The sequence below is a fragment of the Salinicoccus jeotgali genome (assembly GCF_039538805.1).
Taxonomy (GTDB): domain Bacteria; phylum Bacillota; class Bacilli; order Staphylococcales; family Salinicoccaceae; genus Salinicoccus; species Salinicoccus jeotgali.
The window spans coordinates 83,164-97,509 of record NZ_BAABCK010000002.1; the positions used below are offsets into that span (position 1 = coordinate 83,164).

Sequence of the window (14,346 nt, forward strand, 5' to 3'; positions counted from 1 at the left end):
AATCATAATGGAAAGAAAAATGTCAGAATCCTATACAGTAATGACTTCGAATGTAATGCCGCCGGACACGAACAATCATCAGACACTCTACGGAGGAAGGCTTATGGAATACATAGATGATGTTGCGGCAATCGCAGCAAGACGACACTCGAGATCGAAAGTGGTGACCGCTTCAATAGATTCGGTCGATTTTCTTGAGCCCATCAACCTGGGAGATGTCGTGATGCTCGAGGCAATGGTTACCCATACCGGAAAATCTTCCATGGAGATACTTGTCAAAGTATCGAAGGACACGCTTGAGAACGGTACAGAGAGGAAGCTCGCTGCATTCAGCTTCCTCACTTTCGTCGCCCTGGACGAGACAGGTTCATCCATCAGCGTGCCGGACCTCATCGCAGATAACGAGCGGTTGAAGTGGCTGGATGAGACAGGGGAAGAACGTGCTGAACATAGACGCAGAAGGCGCGATCGTTCAAAAGCATTACGGGAATTCTTTGCAACAGATCTTCTCGGTTAGGAGGGATTAGATGCAGATAAAAAAAGTGGCCCGTGGCAAGAAGGGCATGTATGACATACAGATGGATGACGGCTCCACCTTTAAGGCACATGAGGAGTCGGTAGTAAAGTACCGGCTCATACCCGAACGGGTGCTTGAAGAGGAAGAGTATAACGAGGTACTGTCCGCCATCCAGTTCGATGCAGCCTATGTCAGGGCACTTGGATACATCAGCTACAAGTTGAGGACAATCCATGAAATGAGAAAGTATCTGGCCGAAGACTATGCATCTGTAATGATCGATGAGACCATCAAACGGCTTGAAGAAGAAGGATACTTAAACGATGCCCATTATGCAGAAGCCTTGAAGAATACAATGCTTGCCACCACTGATAAAGGGCCGCATGCTCTGGAACGGGAATTGAAGAAACATAAAGTCCAACCAGACATCATCCGTGAGAATGTCGAAAAGTTCAGTGAGCAGATCGATCAGGAACGGATGAATAGGCTGAAGGATAAACAGTTGAAGCGGCATAAGGGGTCCTATCAGCAATTTAAGATGAAACTCACTGAAAAACTATATCAGAAGGGCTACACCGGCGAGCATCTGGCCATGATCGATTTCGATGATGACTACGATGAAGATGTGCATTTTAATCGGGATTTTGAAAAATACTTGAGGCGTTATCAAAAGAAAGAAACAGGATACGCCCTGAAGCAGAAGCTTATACAGGCAATGATGAGAAAAGGCTACACATATGATTCAATTCAGGAAAAGTTGGGAGGGCTGGATGATGAAACCTTTGAACACAATGACGAGACGTGAACTGGAGACCTATATCGCAGAAAAACGTGAAGCGATGAGGAAAGCGGAAATGATGGGGATTGAAAATGAATACCGCGTCAACGAGCGGCAAGTCCTGATAGCAGAGAGCTATTTCGTCGATCTATCCTTGATAGAAAACGGGAAGATATACAAAATAATCAGTAATGAGGACCATTACTTTAAAGTGGAGTACATCAAGGGGATCTTCGCATGGGGATTCTTTATCGGAGGCGATGAAAAAGAGACGGGTATTCCGGTAAGCATGCTGCAATTGCCGAAGAAAGGATGATCTGATGGAAAACATCATTCTGTTCAGGGCCCTTGAGCTTACATATGCCAAGGAAGCATCTAAGTTCATAGACCGCATGCTTGGCAGATCTGAAGGCCTCATCTTGAAGGATGTGACCTTCCATCTGTATAAAGGAGAAGTTTTGGGCATACTGTCCGACTACAGGACACTCCATTATCTGAAGGAAGTGGTCAATGGTACACTTGACCTGAAAGAGGGCAAGGTCAAAACCGCAAGCTCAATGCTGAGCCTCGATGTGCTGGATCATGTGGACAATCCGCATCCTTTGGAGATCTTCACGCGGGAGCTGCTTGAGGAGTTCATGGGTGTAGAAGAAGTCCAAAAGGCACAGGAACGTCTTTTGGAACTGCCACTCTTCAGGAAGCATCAATATAATACGGTAAACAATCTCACAAGGCGTGAACTGGCGCTTGTGCTTCTTGAAATCTCAAAACAGGCCAATACCGATATTGTAGTCTACTGCAATATGTACCACCATCTCCATAAGCAAGATAAAGAAGTATTCAAAGAGACGATCAATGCCCTTGAATCGGCTGAAAAAGGTGTGCTGCTACTTGAGAGTGATATTGAACCGATTCAGACGCTTGCGAACTATTTCCTGTGGCTCAGCTATGGCCAGATCAGGTATGACGGCAGTGTGCGGGAAGGTGTCCTTGAATATAACGCTTATGAAAAGAAGAAGAGCCAGATAAAGAATATGGATGAAGAAGCCCAATTTGATATAGAATGGAAACGCAATATTGAGGATTATGGGCGTTATGAACACGGACTCAAGAGGATGAGCCGGAACCAAAGCGGTCTGATCGACCAGTTCAACGTGCAGAAAATCATCATCTCCGTGGTCTTGCTGTTCGTCATGTTCATGTCCAGCATAATCATTTTCATGGACATTTCATTTACAGACAGCCGATCTGCGACTGAGGAGCCCGCGGCATTGCCAGAGGCTGAAGAGTCAGAGCGATTCGCCTACGGCATCAATACCGATCCGGATTTGGAACTTGAAGGAGAGTCCATTCCATACATGTATCTTCTGGAAATATCGAGCGATAGTGAAGGCGATTATAGAATCGTGGAGGATGGATTGGATGTCGAAGTGGATGCCTCATCCATTCTGTACTTCAACCCGGCAAGCCTCTACCCTGAAACAACTTTAGTAGAACTCCTTCCATATACAGCCGACACATTCGGAGGTAGTTATCTTTTTTATAAAAAGTTCCTGAATGGAGGAGTGTCGTTACTTAATGATGAAGTGGATACGATTACCGAGCAGACAGACAGATATGCGCGCCTCGGTGTCCCCATCACTTATCATATAAAGGATGACGTAGTACTCTCGGTATCTTTCCCAGCCGAAAACATCGAAAAGATGTATAAGGAATTCGGTATTACGGAAGAAGATGCGATATTCCACTTGCCGGAAGGTTATATGATCTTGGATGCATCGAACGAAACATGGTTATACATCAACCGCTAGGAGGGCTGCCATGAACCACAAAACAAAATATCTCATCCGTCAGATATACAGACAGACCTCCATTTTTTCGACCCACACACTCACTCCCCTATTCATATATGCCGGCGGGCTCGGATTTCTGCTGATAGCCATGGCGATCATGGATAAAAATACAGTTATAGAATATCTTTATACACTTGTTGGTATAATGAGTGCAGTATGGTTGTTCGGGATGGTGGTCCTTAACGAGAATGCCTTCTATTACAAGGACTCAGTCCTCAAGATGAGCTACATTCCGATGTATATGAGAATAGTGCCATCAATCATATTCCAGACTTTCGTCTTTTTGATGTTTATAGTACTCTATAGTGCCTTTACCGCACTTGTCATAGAAGACTGGCTCATCAACATTTTTACACTCCTGTATTATCTGATTTTGGGCGTGCTATTGACCTTGCCTTTTACAATGCTCTATCTATCGGCTAAAATTAAAAAACGACGTACAGTCGATGTATTCGTCTTCATCGTCCTTGTGATATCAGTTCCCATACTTTACAGGCCTGAACAGCTTGAACCATGGATTTCAAGCCTGTTGAGTTTAAATCCGTTCTACTATGTCATCAACGGATTGCAGACGAACGCAGTGCAGGTCCCCTGGAACATCAATAGGTTGCCGCATGACATATTGCTCATTGTGCAATTGATATTCCTGTACCTGTGGATGTTCGAATACTACAGTAAAATCAAAATCAACATGTATCAATTCAAAATAAAGCGACCAGGTCAATGACCGGTCGCTTTATTAGTTGATGCATCAGTTTTCTGCGAGTTTCTTCTGAAGCTTGCTCTCTGAAAATACCCAACCTGTGTAGCTATGTTCAACCTCGTTCGTATGACGATTGACATGCATGATACAGACGAACGGGTAATGACCCTCTTTCAAGTATCTCAAGTCAATATAGCGTATCTCGACGATGTCTTCCGAAATGTCTGTCACCTCGTAAGTGTAGATGGATGAGAAGAAGGTGAAAGCTTTGAAATTCTTATCCTGTTTGATCCTGTTGAACCGTTCCTCTTCGATAGGTGGACTTTTGGTGAAGCGGTCGTAAAAGAGGATCTGACCGCGGAAACTCCGACCGACATAATAGGAGGATTGTGCTACAGTAACTATACGCCATTCAAAGAAGCGGATGGTCGGCATGCAGAATACACGTTTGATGTATTCATTCGGCAACAGATGCTCCACCTGCCTTTTCAAGTATGATTGTATGAAGAAGCGGGTGACATAATAGATGAACATAACTAGGTAAAGAACAATGAAAAGTGTCACAGGTGACATTCCAAAATACCATAATATGAAAAAGAGCACATGCATGATGATGATCGGGATATCGATTGTATTGATGACGCTCAATTGGATCCAAGTATGAGTGATGGGTCGTAGGGCCTGTGTGCCATAGGAGTTGAATATATCAACGAAAACATGTAGGAACACGGCGAACTGTATCCAGAGGTACATGTTGAGCGCAGGCAGATCGAACAGCAATACGCTTAAGGCCGTCAGGAGGACTGGCCATATGAAAAAAGTGAAGGGGAGGGAGTGGGTAATACCACGATGGTGGGTGATGTATACCGCATTGTTCTTCATCTTCATCACAGTATCTATATCCGGTATCAGGGAAGCACCTACTACTACAGAGGCGAACCCGATCGAGAGAGGTTCTATTGTCGGATCGATTGCGGCGAGCCCGACGATAGTGCCGCCCATCAATGTATGCGTCAAAGTATCCATGTGAAATCTCCCCATTCGAATAATGTAATTAAGTTGGAGGAATGTATCTATGCTAAAAACTTCAGAATTCAGCCATAATCTGCTTGCCTGGTATCACTTGAATCGAAGGCCGCTCCCGTGGAGGAAGACACGGGATCCATATAAGATATGGCTAAGTGAGGTCATGCTGCAACAGACGCAAGTCATTACTGCTATACCCTACTTTGAGAAATTTATAACAAAATATCCTGATATAGACAGCTTGGCTACAGCTGATGAAGAGGCGCTCCTGAAGGACTGGGAAGGTCTGGGCTACTACAATCGGATCAGAAACTTCCAGACAGCAGTCAAGGAAGTGAAAGAACATTACGGTTCGGTTGTACCGGACGATCCTGAAGCGTTCTTTAAGCTGAGGGGCGTAGGCCCCTATATAGGGGGGGCAGTCCAAAGTATTGCGTTCAATCATCTTATAGCAGCAGTGGACGGCAATGTCCTCCGCGTAATGTCACGTCTTGATGCAGATGATCGCGATATGACCAAGCCTTCCGTTCAAAAAGCGGTCAAGGAAAAGGTTGAGAGATTGATTCCTCTGGAAGCCGGTGACTTCAACCAGGCCCTTATGGAACTTGGTGCAACGATATGTACACCGAGGGCCCCGAAATGCATCATGTGCCCTGTCAGGCAACATTGCGAAGCATACCATGAAAATAAGGTTTCCGAACTGCCGGTCAAGAAAAAGGCGAAGAAGAAGAGTGAGTACTATTATAACGTATATTTCATCCTGAATGGTAAAAATGAGATCCTGCTTCAGAAGCAGGATGGCACATTGCTGCAGGGCATGTATGAACTGCCGCGGTTTGATGTGGACACGTCACTTGAAACGATCGAGGAGGAGCTGGGCATCGAAGTCCACCATAAGGGAGAACATATAGGAAGCGTGTCGCATGTCTTCACCCATAAGAAATGGTTCATGGAAGGGTACATTCTGTATACACGCGATTCCCACCAAGATTTCATAAAACTTGAAGATGTCGGTGCCCTGCCGATGAGCAGGGCGATGCAGAAGCTGTACCACTTGTTTGAAGACATGGGCGGATGACTATATACCTGACTCTGCGTATGCTATAATACAATAGTATAATTTTAAAGGTGGTGTGGAATATGAGTCTGGAATCCATACCGGAGGAAGGCAGCAAGGTAAAGATTCAGAGCTATAAGCATGACGGCAACATCCACCGGGTATGGTCTGAGACGACCATCCTAAAGGGAAGCGATCATGTGGTGATCGGCGGCAACAACCGTACGCTCGTCACAGAGAGTGACGGCCGCACCTGGGTGACCCGGGAACCTGCGATCGTCTACTTTCATGCAGAGTATTGGTTCAATGTCATCTGCATGTTCAGAGAAGACGGGGTCTATTATTACTGCAATATTTCATCCCCCTACCTTTATGATGGAGAGGCACTGAAATATATCGATTATGATCTGGATATCAAAGTGTACCCGGACGGCAAGTACCATCTGCTTGATGAAGACGAATATCGTCTACACAAAAACAGGATGAATTATCCAGAAGATATTGATAGGATACTAAGGCACAATGTCGATGTGCTCCAACACTGGATCGAAAAGAAGAAAGGCCCGTTTGCACCAGATTTCATAAAGGTGTGGCAGGGCAGGTTCAACAATGATTTTAAATCATACTAAAAATCAATCAACTTAAAAAGTTGGTTGTTTTTTATGTAGGAAAAGGAAGTTTTTCTGTGATAAGACGCTATATGCAATTTGTCAAACCGTATAAATGGCTGATCATATTGACGATACTCATCGGCGTGCTCAAATTCGGGATTCCGCTTCTCCTGCCATTGCTGATCAGATACACCATCGATGATATCATCATGCCAGAGGGTCTGGGCACAGATGAGAGAATCGATATGCTGATCCAGGTGCTCTTGATCTTTGCATTCATATTCATCATCATCAGGCCACCTGTTGAATATTTCAGGCAATACCTCGCCCAATGGACAAGCAATAAGGTCCTCTACGACATCAGAAAGAAAATGTATGGCCACCTCCAGATGTTGAGCGCCAAATTCTACTCCAACAGTAAAGTTGGTGAAATCATCTCCCGGGTCATCAATGATGTGGAGCAGACTAAAAGCTTCATCATGACAGGTTTGATGAACATCTGGCTCGATCTGGTGACGATTTTGATTGCCCTTGCGATCATGTTTTCCATGAACGGCGAACTGACGCTGGTGTCGATAATCATCTTCCCGCTCTATATATTCGGGGTGTGGTATTTCTTCGGTAAACTGAGGAATCTTACGCGAGAGCGTTCCCAGGCGCTAGCTGAAGTACAGGGTTTTCTTCACGAGCGCATACAGGGAATCAATGTAATAAAGAGTTTTGCAGTTGAAAAAAATGAAGCCGGACATTTCAATAAGCACAATAACAACTTTCTGAGCAAGGCGACAAACCACGCAAAATGGACGGCGAGAAGCTTCTCCGTCGTCAACACGGTCACAGATATCGGACCGCTTCTTGTCGTAGGATATGGGGCTTATCAGGTCATCCAGGGTAATCTCACTGTCGGGACACTTGCTGCATTCATTGCATATCTGGATCGTTTGTACGGTCCGCTCAGAAGACTCGTTTCTTCATCTACAACATTGACGCAGAGCATCGCCTCGATGGATCGTGTCTTCCATCTCTTTGATGAAGAATATGATGTCAAAGATCGTCCAGGTGCCAGACAGCTTGAACATACTGATGGCAACATCGAATTCAAAGATGTTGGTTTTGACTATAACGGAGAAGATACGGACACGTTGAAACATATCAATTTCCGTGTTGGAAGCGGGGAAACTGTTGCATTTGTAGGTATGAGTGGAGGAGGTAAATCCACCCTGGTTACACTGATTCCGAGGTTCTACGATGTGACTGCCGGTAAAGTGACGATCGACAATACCGATATAAGGGACTACACGATTGAATCCCTGCGTAATAATGTGGGGCTCGTCATGCAGGACAACATTCTGTTCTCCGACAGCATAAGGGAAAATATAATGTTGGCAAAGCCTGATGCAACTGAAGAAGAGATGCTTGAAGCGACAGCAAGGGCAAACGCCCATGAGTTCATTATGGAACTCCCGGAAGGCTATGACACGGAAGTCGGAGAACGGGGCGTCAAATTATCCGGCGGACAGAAGCAACGCATTGCCATTGCTCGGGTTTTCCTTAAAAATCCACCTATTCTGATTCTTGATGAAGCTACCAGTGCCCTGGACCTCGAAAGTGAAAGTATTATCCAGGATACATTGCTGGAACTGTCACAAAATCGGACGACGATCATCGTGGCACATAGGCTTTCAACGATTACGCATGCTGACCGCATATTCGTGATGGCGGATGGCCAGATCAGGGAATCCGGATCACATGCGGAACTGATGAAAAAGCAAGGGGACTATTACAATCTCTACAGCATCCAAAACCTATAAAAGGGGTGAAGTCTAATGGCTGTAATTGATATCAGCTTTCTTGGAGAAGATACATTAAATGCAGCAAAGCAGCTCCTTGGTGTAGAAGTGATCACTCATATAGATGGGGTGGAGACAAGCGGTTTCATCACTGAAACCGAAGCCTACCTCGGGCTCAACGATCGCGCGGCGCATACATTCGGGGGCAAGATGACTAAAAAGAATGAAATGATGTTCAATGATTTCGGTCATATCTATGTCTATACCATGCATGGGCACCACTGCATGAATATCCTGACGAAGGAGCGCGAACACCCAGAAGGTGTCCTGATCCGGGGGATAGAACCGAATCACGGCATCGAGACGATGATTGACAGGCGGGGGCGCGAGAAAGGATTGACTGATGGTCCGGGTAAATTGACGAAATCCCTCGGCATCAGACGGGAACTCCATAACGGCATGGAACTGAACAACGGTATATTGACTTTGAGGGAAGGCAGGACGCCGAGAGAGATAGAGGCGACCAAACGCATTGGTATTGATAATAAGGCTGAAGCGACGGATTATCTGTACCGCTTCATAGTTAAAGGGAATCCTCATGTCAGCAGATTCCGCGGTAAACCTCTGGACAACAACGGATGGAAATGAAAAAGCTCAGGTGCTTAAGCACCTGAGCTTTTTATATATCCAAAGTTTCATCTTGGATGTTTATTTTATTTTTATCAGAATGGAATTTGAAGAAGCTGGATGTGAGTCGGTCAAGGCGATCAAGAGAGTTGGAATACTCATGCAGTGATGAGATGAATTCCAGAATATTCTCATACTGGATTTTGTCGTCTTCTGTTTCAGCTTCCTGATAGAGCTTGACGAAATCATCCATCATGGTTTTTTGGGAGCGTTCCTCCGTATCGTATATCTCAAACTCAGCTTCCGGACGGATCTTTTCAGTGAATTTCATGAATATCTGTTCGTGGTAGGCCATCAGCTGATCCATCTCGTACTTGATACGCAATCTGAAATCATCATCCAGATGATTGTAGTCATTTTCATATCGGTTGAGTTTTCGCAGTAGTTCAAAGGCTCTCCGGGTCGATGAAATGAGGTGCCTGAACAGGATTTTACGCCTGGCGGATGCGAAACGATTACGCTTGAGATAACTTTTTTCCTCGCGGTACCACAAATACATCGTTTCGAGTGTAACGACTCTTGTACGTAAAGATTCAATGTCTTTTTTGACGATCTGGTATTCACTTACCGCATTGAGTTCGAGACGGAGCCATTTGAAGATGTCGCTCGTTATATTGAAACAGTTGTGGTACATTTTCGTCTCGTATCTTGGAGGTATGAACAGCAGGTTGACTAGAAGTGATGATAGGACACCAATCATCACTAAGGAGAATCGGGTTCCTGCCGCTTCAAGAAAGTCGAGTGAAGTGGAGGACTCGATTACGGTCGGGGCATCCATGATGGCAATCATCGTGACCACGGCGAGCGCAGACACACTCTGCAGATTGAAAAACAGCAACACTGCGAGAACGAGAATCACAGTCAGTCCGATCACGATGATGTTGTTGCCGAACAGGAGCACCATGATGATTGCAGCGATTGCGCCGAGTAAGTTGCCCTGGAACTGGTCCCACGTCCGCATCACGGATCTGTGGACGTTCGGTTGCAGTGCGAAGACAGCAGCAATTGCAGCAATCAATGAAGGCTGGAAGTCGAGGAAATTCGTAATCATCAGTGTTAGGACAACAGTAATGCCCGTCTTGAAAACTCTAGCGCCAAATCGCATGGCAGCATCTCCTAAAAGTCATTTTTGAAAACGTCCTCTACAATTGCAAGGGTCTCTTCAATATCTGCTTCAGTATGCTCAGTAGTCAGGAACCACGCTTCATATTTGGAAGGTGCAATATTGATTCCGCGATTTATCAGGCCATTGAAGAACTTGGCGAATTCTTCGCCGTCACTGGCCTCAGCCATAGTGTAATCAGTTACCGACTCTTCTGTAAAGTAAATGGTCAATGCACCTTTGAGTCGATTGATCGTCGCTGTGATGTCATACTTATCTATCAGGTCAACCAAGCCATCTTCAAGCTTCTCTCCAAGGTTGTCGAGTGTCTCGTATACCCCAGGCTGCTCAAGGATTTCAAGACAGGCTAAACCGGCTGCCATACTTAGTGGATTTCCAGCCATGGTACCAGCCTGGTAGGCAGGCCCAAGAGGTGCCACGCTTTCCATTATATCCTTGCGGCCACCGTAGGCTCCGATTGGAGTGCCACCGCCGATGATTTTGCCTAAAGCAGTAAGGTCAGGCTCGACATCAAGCAGATTTTGGGCCCCACCGAACATGAATCTGAAAGCCGTGATGACTTCGTCATATATGACGAGTGAACCATTATCATGGGAGATCTCATTTATCGCCTCAAGGAAACCATCCTCGGGTTCGACGATGCCGAAGTTGCCTACGATAGGTTCAACCAGTACGGCTGCGATTTCATCCTTGAAATGGGAGATGGCCGTCTTGAAGTCATCGAGATTGTTGAATGGTACGGTGATGACATCTTCTGCAACCCCTTTAGGCACCCCGGCAGAGTCTGGTGTGCCGAGCTGCGCTGGTCCGCTTCCGGCAGCGACGAGGACGAGGTCTGAGTGGCCGTGGTAGCAGCCTTCGAATTTAAGTATTTTATTGCGTCCTGTATATGCCCGCGCAATACGGATCGTCGTCATGACAGCTTCTGTACCTGAGTTCACGAAACGTACACGCTCTAATGAAGGAATGGCTTCTTTAATCTTTTTACCGAAGTCTATTTCAAGGGTCGTCGGGGCACCATATAATATTCCTTTGCTGCTCTGTTCGGCTATCGCCTCATGAATCCTCGGGTGTGCATGCCCAGTGATGATCGGGCCGTAGGCGCCGAGATAGTCGATATAACGGTTGCCGTCAACATCATAGAAGTAGGCACCTTCGCCTCGATCCATGACGACAGGCGCTCTGTCTCCAACCGCTTTATATGAGCGGGAGGGCGAGTTGACGCCACCTAGGATCACATTTTCCGCTTCGGCACGGAGTGCTTCTGATTTCTTATGAGAGTACATATTACTTCATCCTTTAGCATCTTTTTTTACAATCAGTATTCTACCACATACCGGAGGCTTATTTAAGAAGTAACATCTATTGAGCGTAAAGGGAAATTTAGGTATCATCAGGAGTAAGAAACCTTTAGGAGGACTACAGATGGAAAAATTTCCTCAGTTCGAACTTGAGAATCAAGATGGCGAACGCATCACCAATGAACACCTCAGGGAGAGGACAGTCATTTATTTCTACCCAAAAGACAATACGCCGGGATGTACGACACAGGCGTGTGACCTCAGGGACAATATGGAGCGCCTGAATGAACTCGGAGTCAAAGTATATGGTGTAAGCGGCGATTCAAAAAGGAAGCATCAGAATTTCATCGAGAAAAACAATTTGAATTTCGATCTGCTGGTCGATGAAGGGTTCGCCTTGTCTGAGGCTCTTGGAGTGTATAGGAAGAAGAAGGCCTTCGGCAGGGAATTCATGGGTATCGCACGTACGACATTCATTGTTGATGGAGAAGGCAACATCCTGAAGCGGTGGGATGACGTCAACGCGAAGTCGCATATGGATGAACTTAAAGCATACATGGAAGGGGTGCATTAGATGAAACATATCCTATCCACAGTGCACCTGAAACCGGACATGGTCGAAGCCATAGAGGAAGCGCATCCCGATATGACATACATCTACCGGAAATCTAAAGAAGTGACCGATGATGATAAAGCGTGGTGTGACATCTTCGTCACCTACGGCTCTGACTTCACTTCTGATGATGTTGAAGCCTTCAAAAATTTGAAATGGATGATGGTTATGAGCGCAGGGCTCGATGACCTCCCGCTTGGGGAACTGGAACATGTCCATATAACGAATGCAAGAGGCATCCACAAAATTCAAATGACTGAATATACGATTGGTCTGCTGCTTGATTTCCACAAAGGTTTCCATCAATTGAAAGAAGACCAGGCGCAACGCCATTGGAGAAAGAATGCCAAAACAGAGGAGATATACGGTAAATCTGTGCATATCCTCGGCACCGGCAGCATTGGGAGCCACCTCGCTTCTGTACTTGGAGCCTTCGGTCTGGAGACGACAGGGTACAATACTACAGGCCACGAGGCAGAAGGGTTTCAGACCGTCCATGCCATTAAAGATTTGACTGCGGAAATAGGTGCTGCTGATATAGTGATCAATATACTGCCAAGCACACCCGATACAAAGTATATGCTCGATTTGGATTTCTTCAAAGAAATGAAAGGATCCGCGGTATTCGTCAATATCGGGCGTGGTGACATCATGACTGACGAAACGATAACGGCAGTCCTTGAAAATGGCATGATCAGGCATATGATACTTGATGTCTTCAATGAAGAACCGCTGCCGGAAAACCATGAATTCTATACGTTCGACAATCTTACGATCACCCCCCATGCCTCTTCCAAGACATCAGGGTATTTGGAGCGCGGCTTTGAAATATTCATGCATAACCTTCAATATATGGATGATTTCGATTCCATGAAAAACATAATAGATCCGGATAGAGGGTATTGATCCACGTGATTTGACAAACAATTTCCAAACCAAGTACAATAATCTTATTATAGTAGTCAGTTATAGAAGGAAGGTATCAATATGAAAATGATGGATGCCCAGGATCGGTTTACCGAGTCGATCAATGCGCTGAAAGAGACTGGCGTCAGGATAACGCCTCAAAGGAAATCAGTGCTCAAGTATATGATCGAAACCGAAGATCACCCGACTGCTGATGATATTTTCAAAGCACTGTCGAATGAATATCCCAATATGAGCGTTGCAACCATATATAACAACTTGAAACTGTTCAAGGAAACAGGGCTTGTCAAAGAACTTACCTATGGGGACTCGTCAAGCAGATTTGATTTCATTACGGATACGCATTACCACATCATCTGCAGTGAATGCGGGAAGATCACTGATTTCCATTATCCGGGCCTTGAAGAGGTCGAACATCTGGCAGGGTCGGTCACATCTTATGATGTGAGCCACCATAGGCTCGAAATATACGGCACTTGCCCGGAATGCAGGGAAGCATAGATGAAATGCAAAAAGACGAGCTGGCTTACGCCTGCTCGTCTTTTTGCATGTTTCCGTCCTGCTTCTTCTCTTCAATTGCCTTTTCCCTACGGTGGGGGACGTTATAGTCGAGGCTGAAATCTTCGCCTTCAAGTTCCTTATCTACTGTCAGCGGTTCTTTGCAGTGCTGGCAGAAGTCCACATGCCCAAGTATCTTCGTATGCTTTTCGCAATTCGGACATTGAACTGTGAGCGCGCGTGTACTTATCATACCAACCCAGAAGTAGATCGCAAAACTTAAGAGAATCGGCAGCAGTCCTACAAAGAGGAATATGCTAAAGAGCCAAGGTATGGTTCTGAAGAACACCCCAGCATACATGATAATCATACCTATGAATATCAAGGCCAAAGCATAGCCTCTTATCCTTAAGATTTTATTGCCCTGTTTCTTCATATACTTATTCACCTCTGAAATTCATTATATACAACTTGAGCCTTTTATGATAATCTAATATTTAGCATTTGGTGAACAAGTTGTGAGTAAAAAAAGATTTAAAAAAGTTTTTGAAAAGCGTTGACACCAATTGCGTAAATTGCTATGATATAAAAGTCGCTGATTTGAAAGGCGTCGAACAAAGCGCTGAAGCAATAAAACATTAATTTCAAAAAAATAATCGAAAGTGTAAAACTTACCGTTGATTATTTCAAAGTTATGATGTAACATTGTAAAAGTCAGTTCGAAACAACTAACGAAGAGAACATTGAAAACTGAATGACAATATGTCAACGTTAATTCCAATAAAACTGGATGGTTTTACCATTCAACTTGGGCGACAAGTAAAACCGCAACGAGTCAGAGCACTCCAATTATGGAGAGTTT

General features: G+C 45.1%; 16 protein-coding genes. 12 read left to right on the forward strand and 4 right to left on the reverse strand.

Going from position 1 to position 14,346, the window contains the following annotated elements:
• The first annotated feature begins 7 nt into the window (after nucleotides 1-7).
• The 5 genes from ABD734_RS00550 to ABD734_RS00570 are packed head-to-tail and all read left to right on the forward strand — an operon-like array spanning nucleotide 8 to nucleotide 3,875.
• Nucleotides 8-517 (forward strand): acyl-CoA thioesterase, encoded by a 510-nt coding sequence (locus tag ABD734_RS00550; RefSeq protein WP_344700670.1) that lies wholly within the window; start codon nucleotides 8-10, stop codon nucleotides 515-517.
• Nucleotides 518-527: 10 nt separating this feature from the next.
• Entirely contained in the window at nucleotides 528-1,322 is a 795-nt protein-coding gene (locus tag ABD734_RS00555; RefSeq protein ID WP_344700671.1) for a RecX family transcriptional regulator, read from the forward strand.
• Nucleotides 1,291-1,611, forward strand: coding sequence for a YfhH family protein (locus tag ABD734_RS00560; protein ID WP_380572190.1), 321 nt, complete (start codon nucleotides 1,291-1,293; stop codon nucleotides 1,609-1,611). The genes ABD734_RS00555 and ABD734_RS00560 overlap by 32 nt, the downstream gene beginning before the upstream one ends.
• 4 nt (nucleotides 1,612-1,615) lie before the next feature.
• Nucleotides 1,616-3,106 carry a hypothetical protein gene (locus ABD734_RS00565; protein WP_344700673.1) on the forward strand — a complete coding sequence of 497 codons (1,491 nt, stop codon included), beginning with the start codon at nucleotides 1,616-1,618 and terminating at the stop codon, nucleotides 3,104-3,106.
• Nucleotides 3,107-3,116: 10 nt separating this feature from the next.
• The gene (locus ABD734_RS00570; RefSeq protein WP_344700674.1) at nucleotides 3,117-3,875 is read left to right on the forward strand and encodes a hypothetical protein; all 759 of its coding nucleotides are present in this window, start codon (nucleotides 3,117-3,119) and stop codon (nucleotides 3,873-3,875) included.
• Nucleotides 3,876-3,899: 24 nt separating this feature from the next.
• On the opposite strand, the gene ABD734_RS00575 is transcribed toward ABD734_RS00570, so the two are convergent.
• Entirely contained in the window at nucleotides 3,900-4,877 is a 978-nt protein-coding gene (locus tag ABD734_RS00575) for a metal-dependent hydrolase (RefSeq protein ID WP_344700675.1), read from the reverse strand.
• Nucleotides 4,878-4,926: 49 nt separating this feature from the next.
• Here ABD734_RS00575 and mutY point away from each other — a divergent pair, with 49 nt between their 5' ends.
• From mutY to ABD734_RS00595, 4 genes are all read left to right on the forward strand, one after another.
• Entirely contained in the window at nucleotides 4,927-5,955 is a 1,029-nt protein-coding gene (gene mutY / locus ABD734_RS00580; protein WP_344700676.1) for an A/G-specific adenine glycosylase, read from the forward strand.
• 62 nt (nucleotides 5,956-6,017) lie between these two features.
• Nucleotides 6,018-6,563 carry a nucleoside tri-diphosphate phosphatase gene (ntdP, locus tag ABD734_RS00585; protein WP_344700677.1) on the forward strand — a complete coding sequence of 182 codons (546 nt, stop codon included), beginning with the start codon at nucleotides 6,018-6,020 and terminating at the stop codon, nucleotides 6,561-6,563.
• A 56-nt stretch (nucleotides 6,564-6,619) separates the two neighbouring features.
• Nucleotides 6,620-8,356, forward strand: a complete 1,737-nt coding sequence (locus tag ABD734_RS00590; protein ID WP_344700678.1) for an ABC transporter ATP-binding protein — start codon at nucleotides 6,620-6,622, stop codon at nucleotides 8,354-8,356.
• Nucleotides 8,357-8,371: 15 nt separating this feature from the next.
• The gene (locus tag ABD734_RS00595; RefSeq protein WP_344700679.1) at nucleotides 8,372-8,983 is read left to right on the forward strand and encodes a DNA-3-methyladenine glycosylase; all 612 of its coding nucleotides are present in this window, start codon (nucleotides 8,372-8,374) and stop codon (nucleotides 8,981-8,983) included.
• A 31-nt stretch (nucleotides 8,984-9,014) separates the two neighbouring features.
• Here the strand turns inward: ABD734_RS00595 and ABD734_RS00600 are convergent, their stop codons facing one another.
• Nucleotides 9,015-10,127 carry an FUSC family protein gene (locus tag ABD734_RS00600; protein WP_344700680.1) on the reverse strand — a complete coding sequence of 371 codons (1,113 nt, stop codon included), beginning with the start codon at nucleotides 10,125-10,127 and terminating at the stop codon, nucleotides 9,015-9,017.
• A gap of 11 nt (nucleotides 10,128-10,138) precedes the next feature.
• Complete coding sequence (locus ABD734_RS00605; protein WP_344700681.1) at nucleotides 10,139-11,431, reverse strand: glutamate-1-semialdehyde 2,1-aminomutase; 1,293 nt, start codon at nucleotides 11,429-11,431, stop codon at nucleotides 10,139-10,141.
• Nucleotides 11,432-11,570: 139 nt separating this feature from the next.
• Between ABD734_RS00605 and bcp the strand changes: the two genes are divergently transcribed.
• From bcp to perR, 3 genes are all read left to right on the forward strand, one after another.
• Nucleotides 11,571-12,020, forward strand: coding sequence for a thioredoxin-dependent thiol peroxidase (gene bcp / locus ABD734_RS00610; RefSeq protein WP_344700682.1), 450 nt, complete (start codon nucleotides 11,571-11,573; stop codon nucleotides 12,018-12,020).
• Complete coding sequence (locus tag ABD734_RS00615; RefSeq protein ID WP_344700683.1) at nucleotides 12,021-12,965, forward strand: D-2-hydroxyacid dehydrogenase; 945 nt, start codon at nucleotides 12,021-12,023, stop codon at nucleotides 12,963-12,965. It begins immediately after the preceding gene.
• A gap of 81 nt (nucleotides 12,966-13,046) precedes the next feature.
• Nucleotides 13,047-13,487, forward strand: a complete 441-nt coding sequence (gene perR, locus ABD734_RS00620; protein ID WP_344700684.1) for a peroxide-responsive transcriptional repressor PerR — start codon at nucleotides 13,047-13,049, stop codon at nucleotides 13,485-13,487.
• Nucleotides 13,488-13,512: 25 nt separating this feature from the next.
• Here perR and ABD734_RS00625 read toward each other — a convergent pair whose 3' ends face one another.
• Nucleotides 13,513-13,920, reverse strand: coding sequence for a DUF2614 family zinc ribbon-containing protein (locus ABD734_RS00625; protein WP_344700685.1), 408 nt, complete (start codon nucleotides 13,918-13,920; stop codon nucleotides 13,513-13,515).
• Nucleotides 13,921-14,346 lie beyond the last annotated feature (426 nt).

Coding starts and splice junctions, on each gene's coding strand:
- ABD734_RS00550 (WP_344700670.1), top strand. CDS start 8: ATGGAAAGAAAAATGTCAGAATCCTATACAGTAATGACTTCGAATGTA.
- ABD734_RS00555 (WP_344700671.1), top strand. CDS start 528: ATGCAGATAAAAAAAGTGGCCCGTGGCAAGAAGGGCATGTATGACATA.
- ABD734_RS00560 (WP_380572190.1), top strand. CDS start 1,291: ATGAAACCTTTGAACACAATGACGAGACGTGAACTGGAGACCTATATC.
- ABD734_RS00565 (WP_344700673.1), top strand. CDS start 1,616: ATGGAAAACATCATTCTGTTCAGGGCCCTTGAGCTTACATATGCCAAG.
- ABD734_RS00570 (WP_344700674.1), top strand. CDS start 3,117: ATGAACCACAAAACAAAATATCTCATCCGTCAGATATACAGACAGACC.
- ABD734_RS00575 (WP_344700675.1), bottom strand. CDS start 4,877: ATGGATACTTTGACGCATACATTGATGGGCGGCACTATCGTCGGGCTC.
- mutY (WP_344700676.1), top strand. CDS start 4,927: ATGCTAAAAACTTCAGAATTCAGCCATAATCTGCTTGCCTGGTATCAC.
- ntdP (WP_344700677.1), top strand. CDS start 6,018: ATGAGTCTGGAATCCATACCGGAGGAAGGCAGCAAGGTAAAGATTCAG.
- ABD734_RS00595 (WP_344700679.1), top strand. CDS start 8,372: ATGGCTGTAATTGATATCAGCTTTCTTGGAGAAGATACATTAAATGCA.
- ABD734_RS00600 (WP_344700680.1), bottom strand. CDS start 10,127: ATGCGATTTGGCGCTAGAGTTTTCAAGACGGGCATTACTGTTGTCCTA.
- ABD734_RS00605 (WP_344700681.1), bottom strand. CDS start 11,431: ATGTACTCTCATAAGAAATCAGAAGCACTCCGTGCCGAAGCGGAAAAT.
- bcp (WP_344700682.1), top strand. CDS start 11,571: ATGGAAAAATTTCCTCAGTTCGAACTTGAGAATCAAGATGGCGAACGC.
- ABD734_RS00615 (WP_344700683.1), top strand. CDS start 12,021: ATGAAACATATCCTATCCACAGTGCACCTGAAACCGGACATGGTCGAA.
- perR (WP_344700684.1), top strand. CDS start 13,047: ATGAAAATGATGGATGCCCAGGATCGGTTTACCGAGTCGATCAATGCG.
- ABD734_RS00625 (WP_344700685.1), bottom strand. CDS start 13,920: ATGAAGAAACAGGGCAATAAAATCTTAAGGATAAGAGGCTATGCTTTG.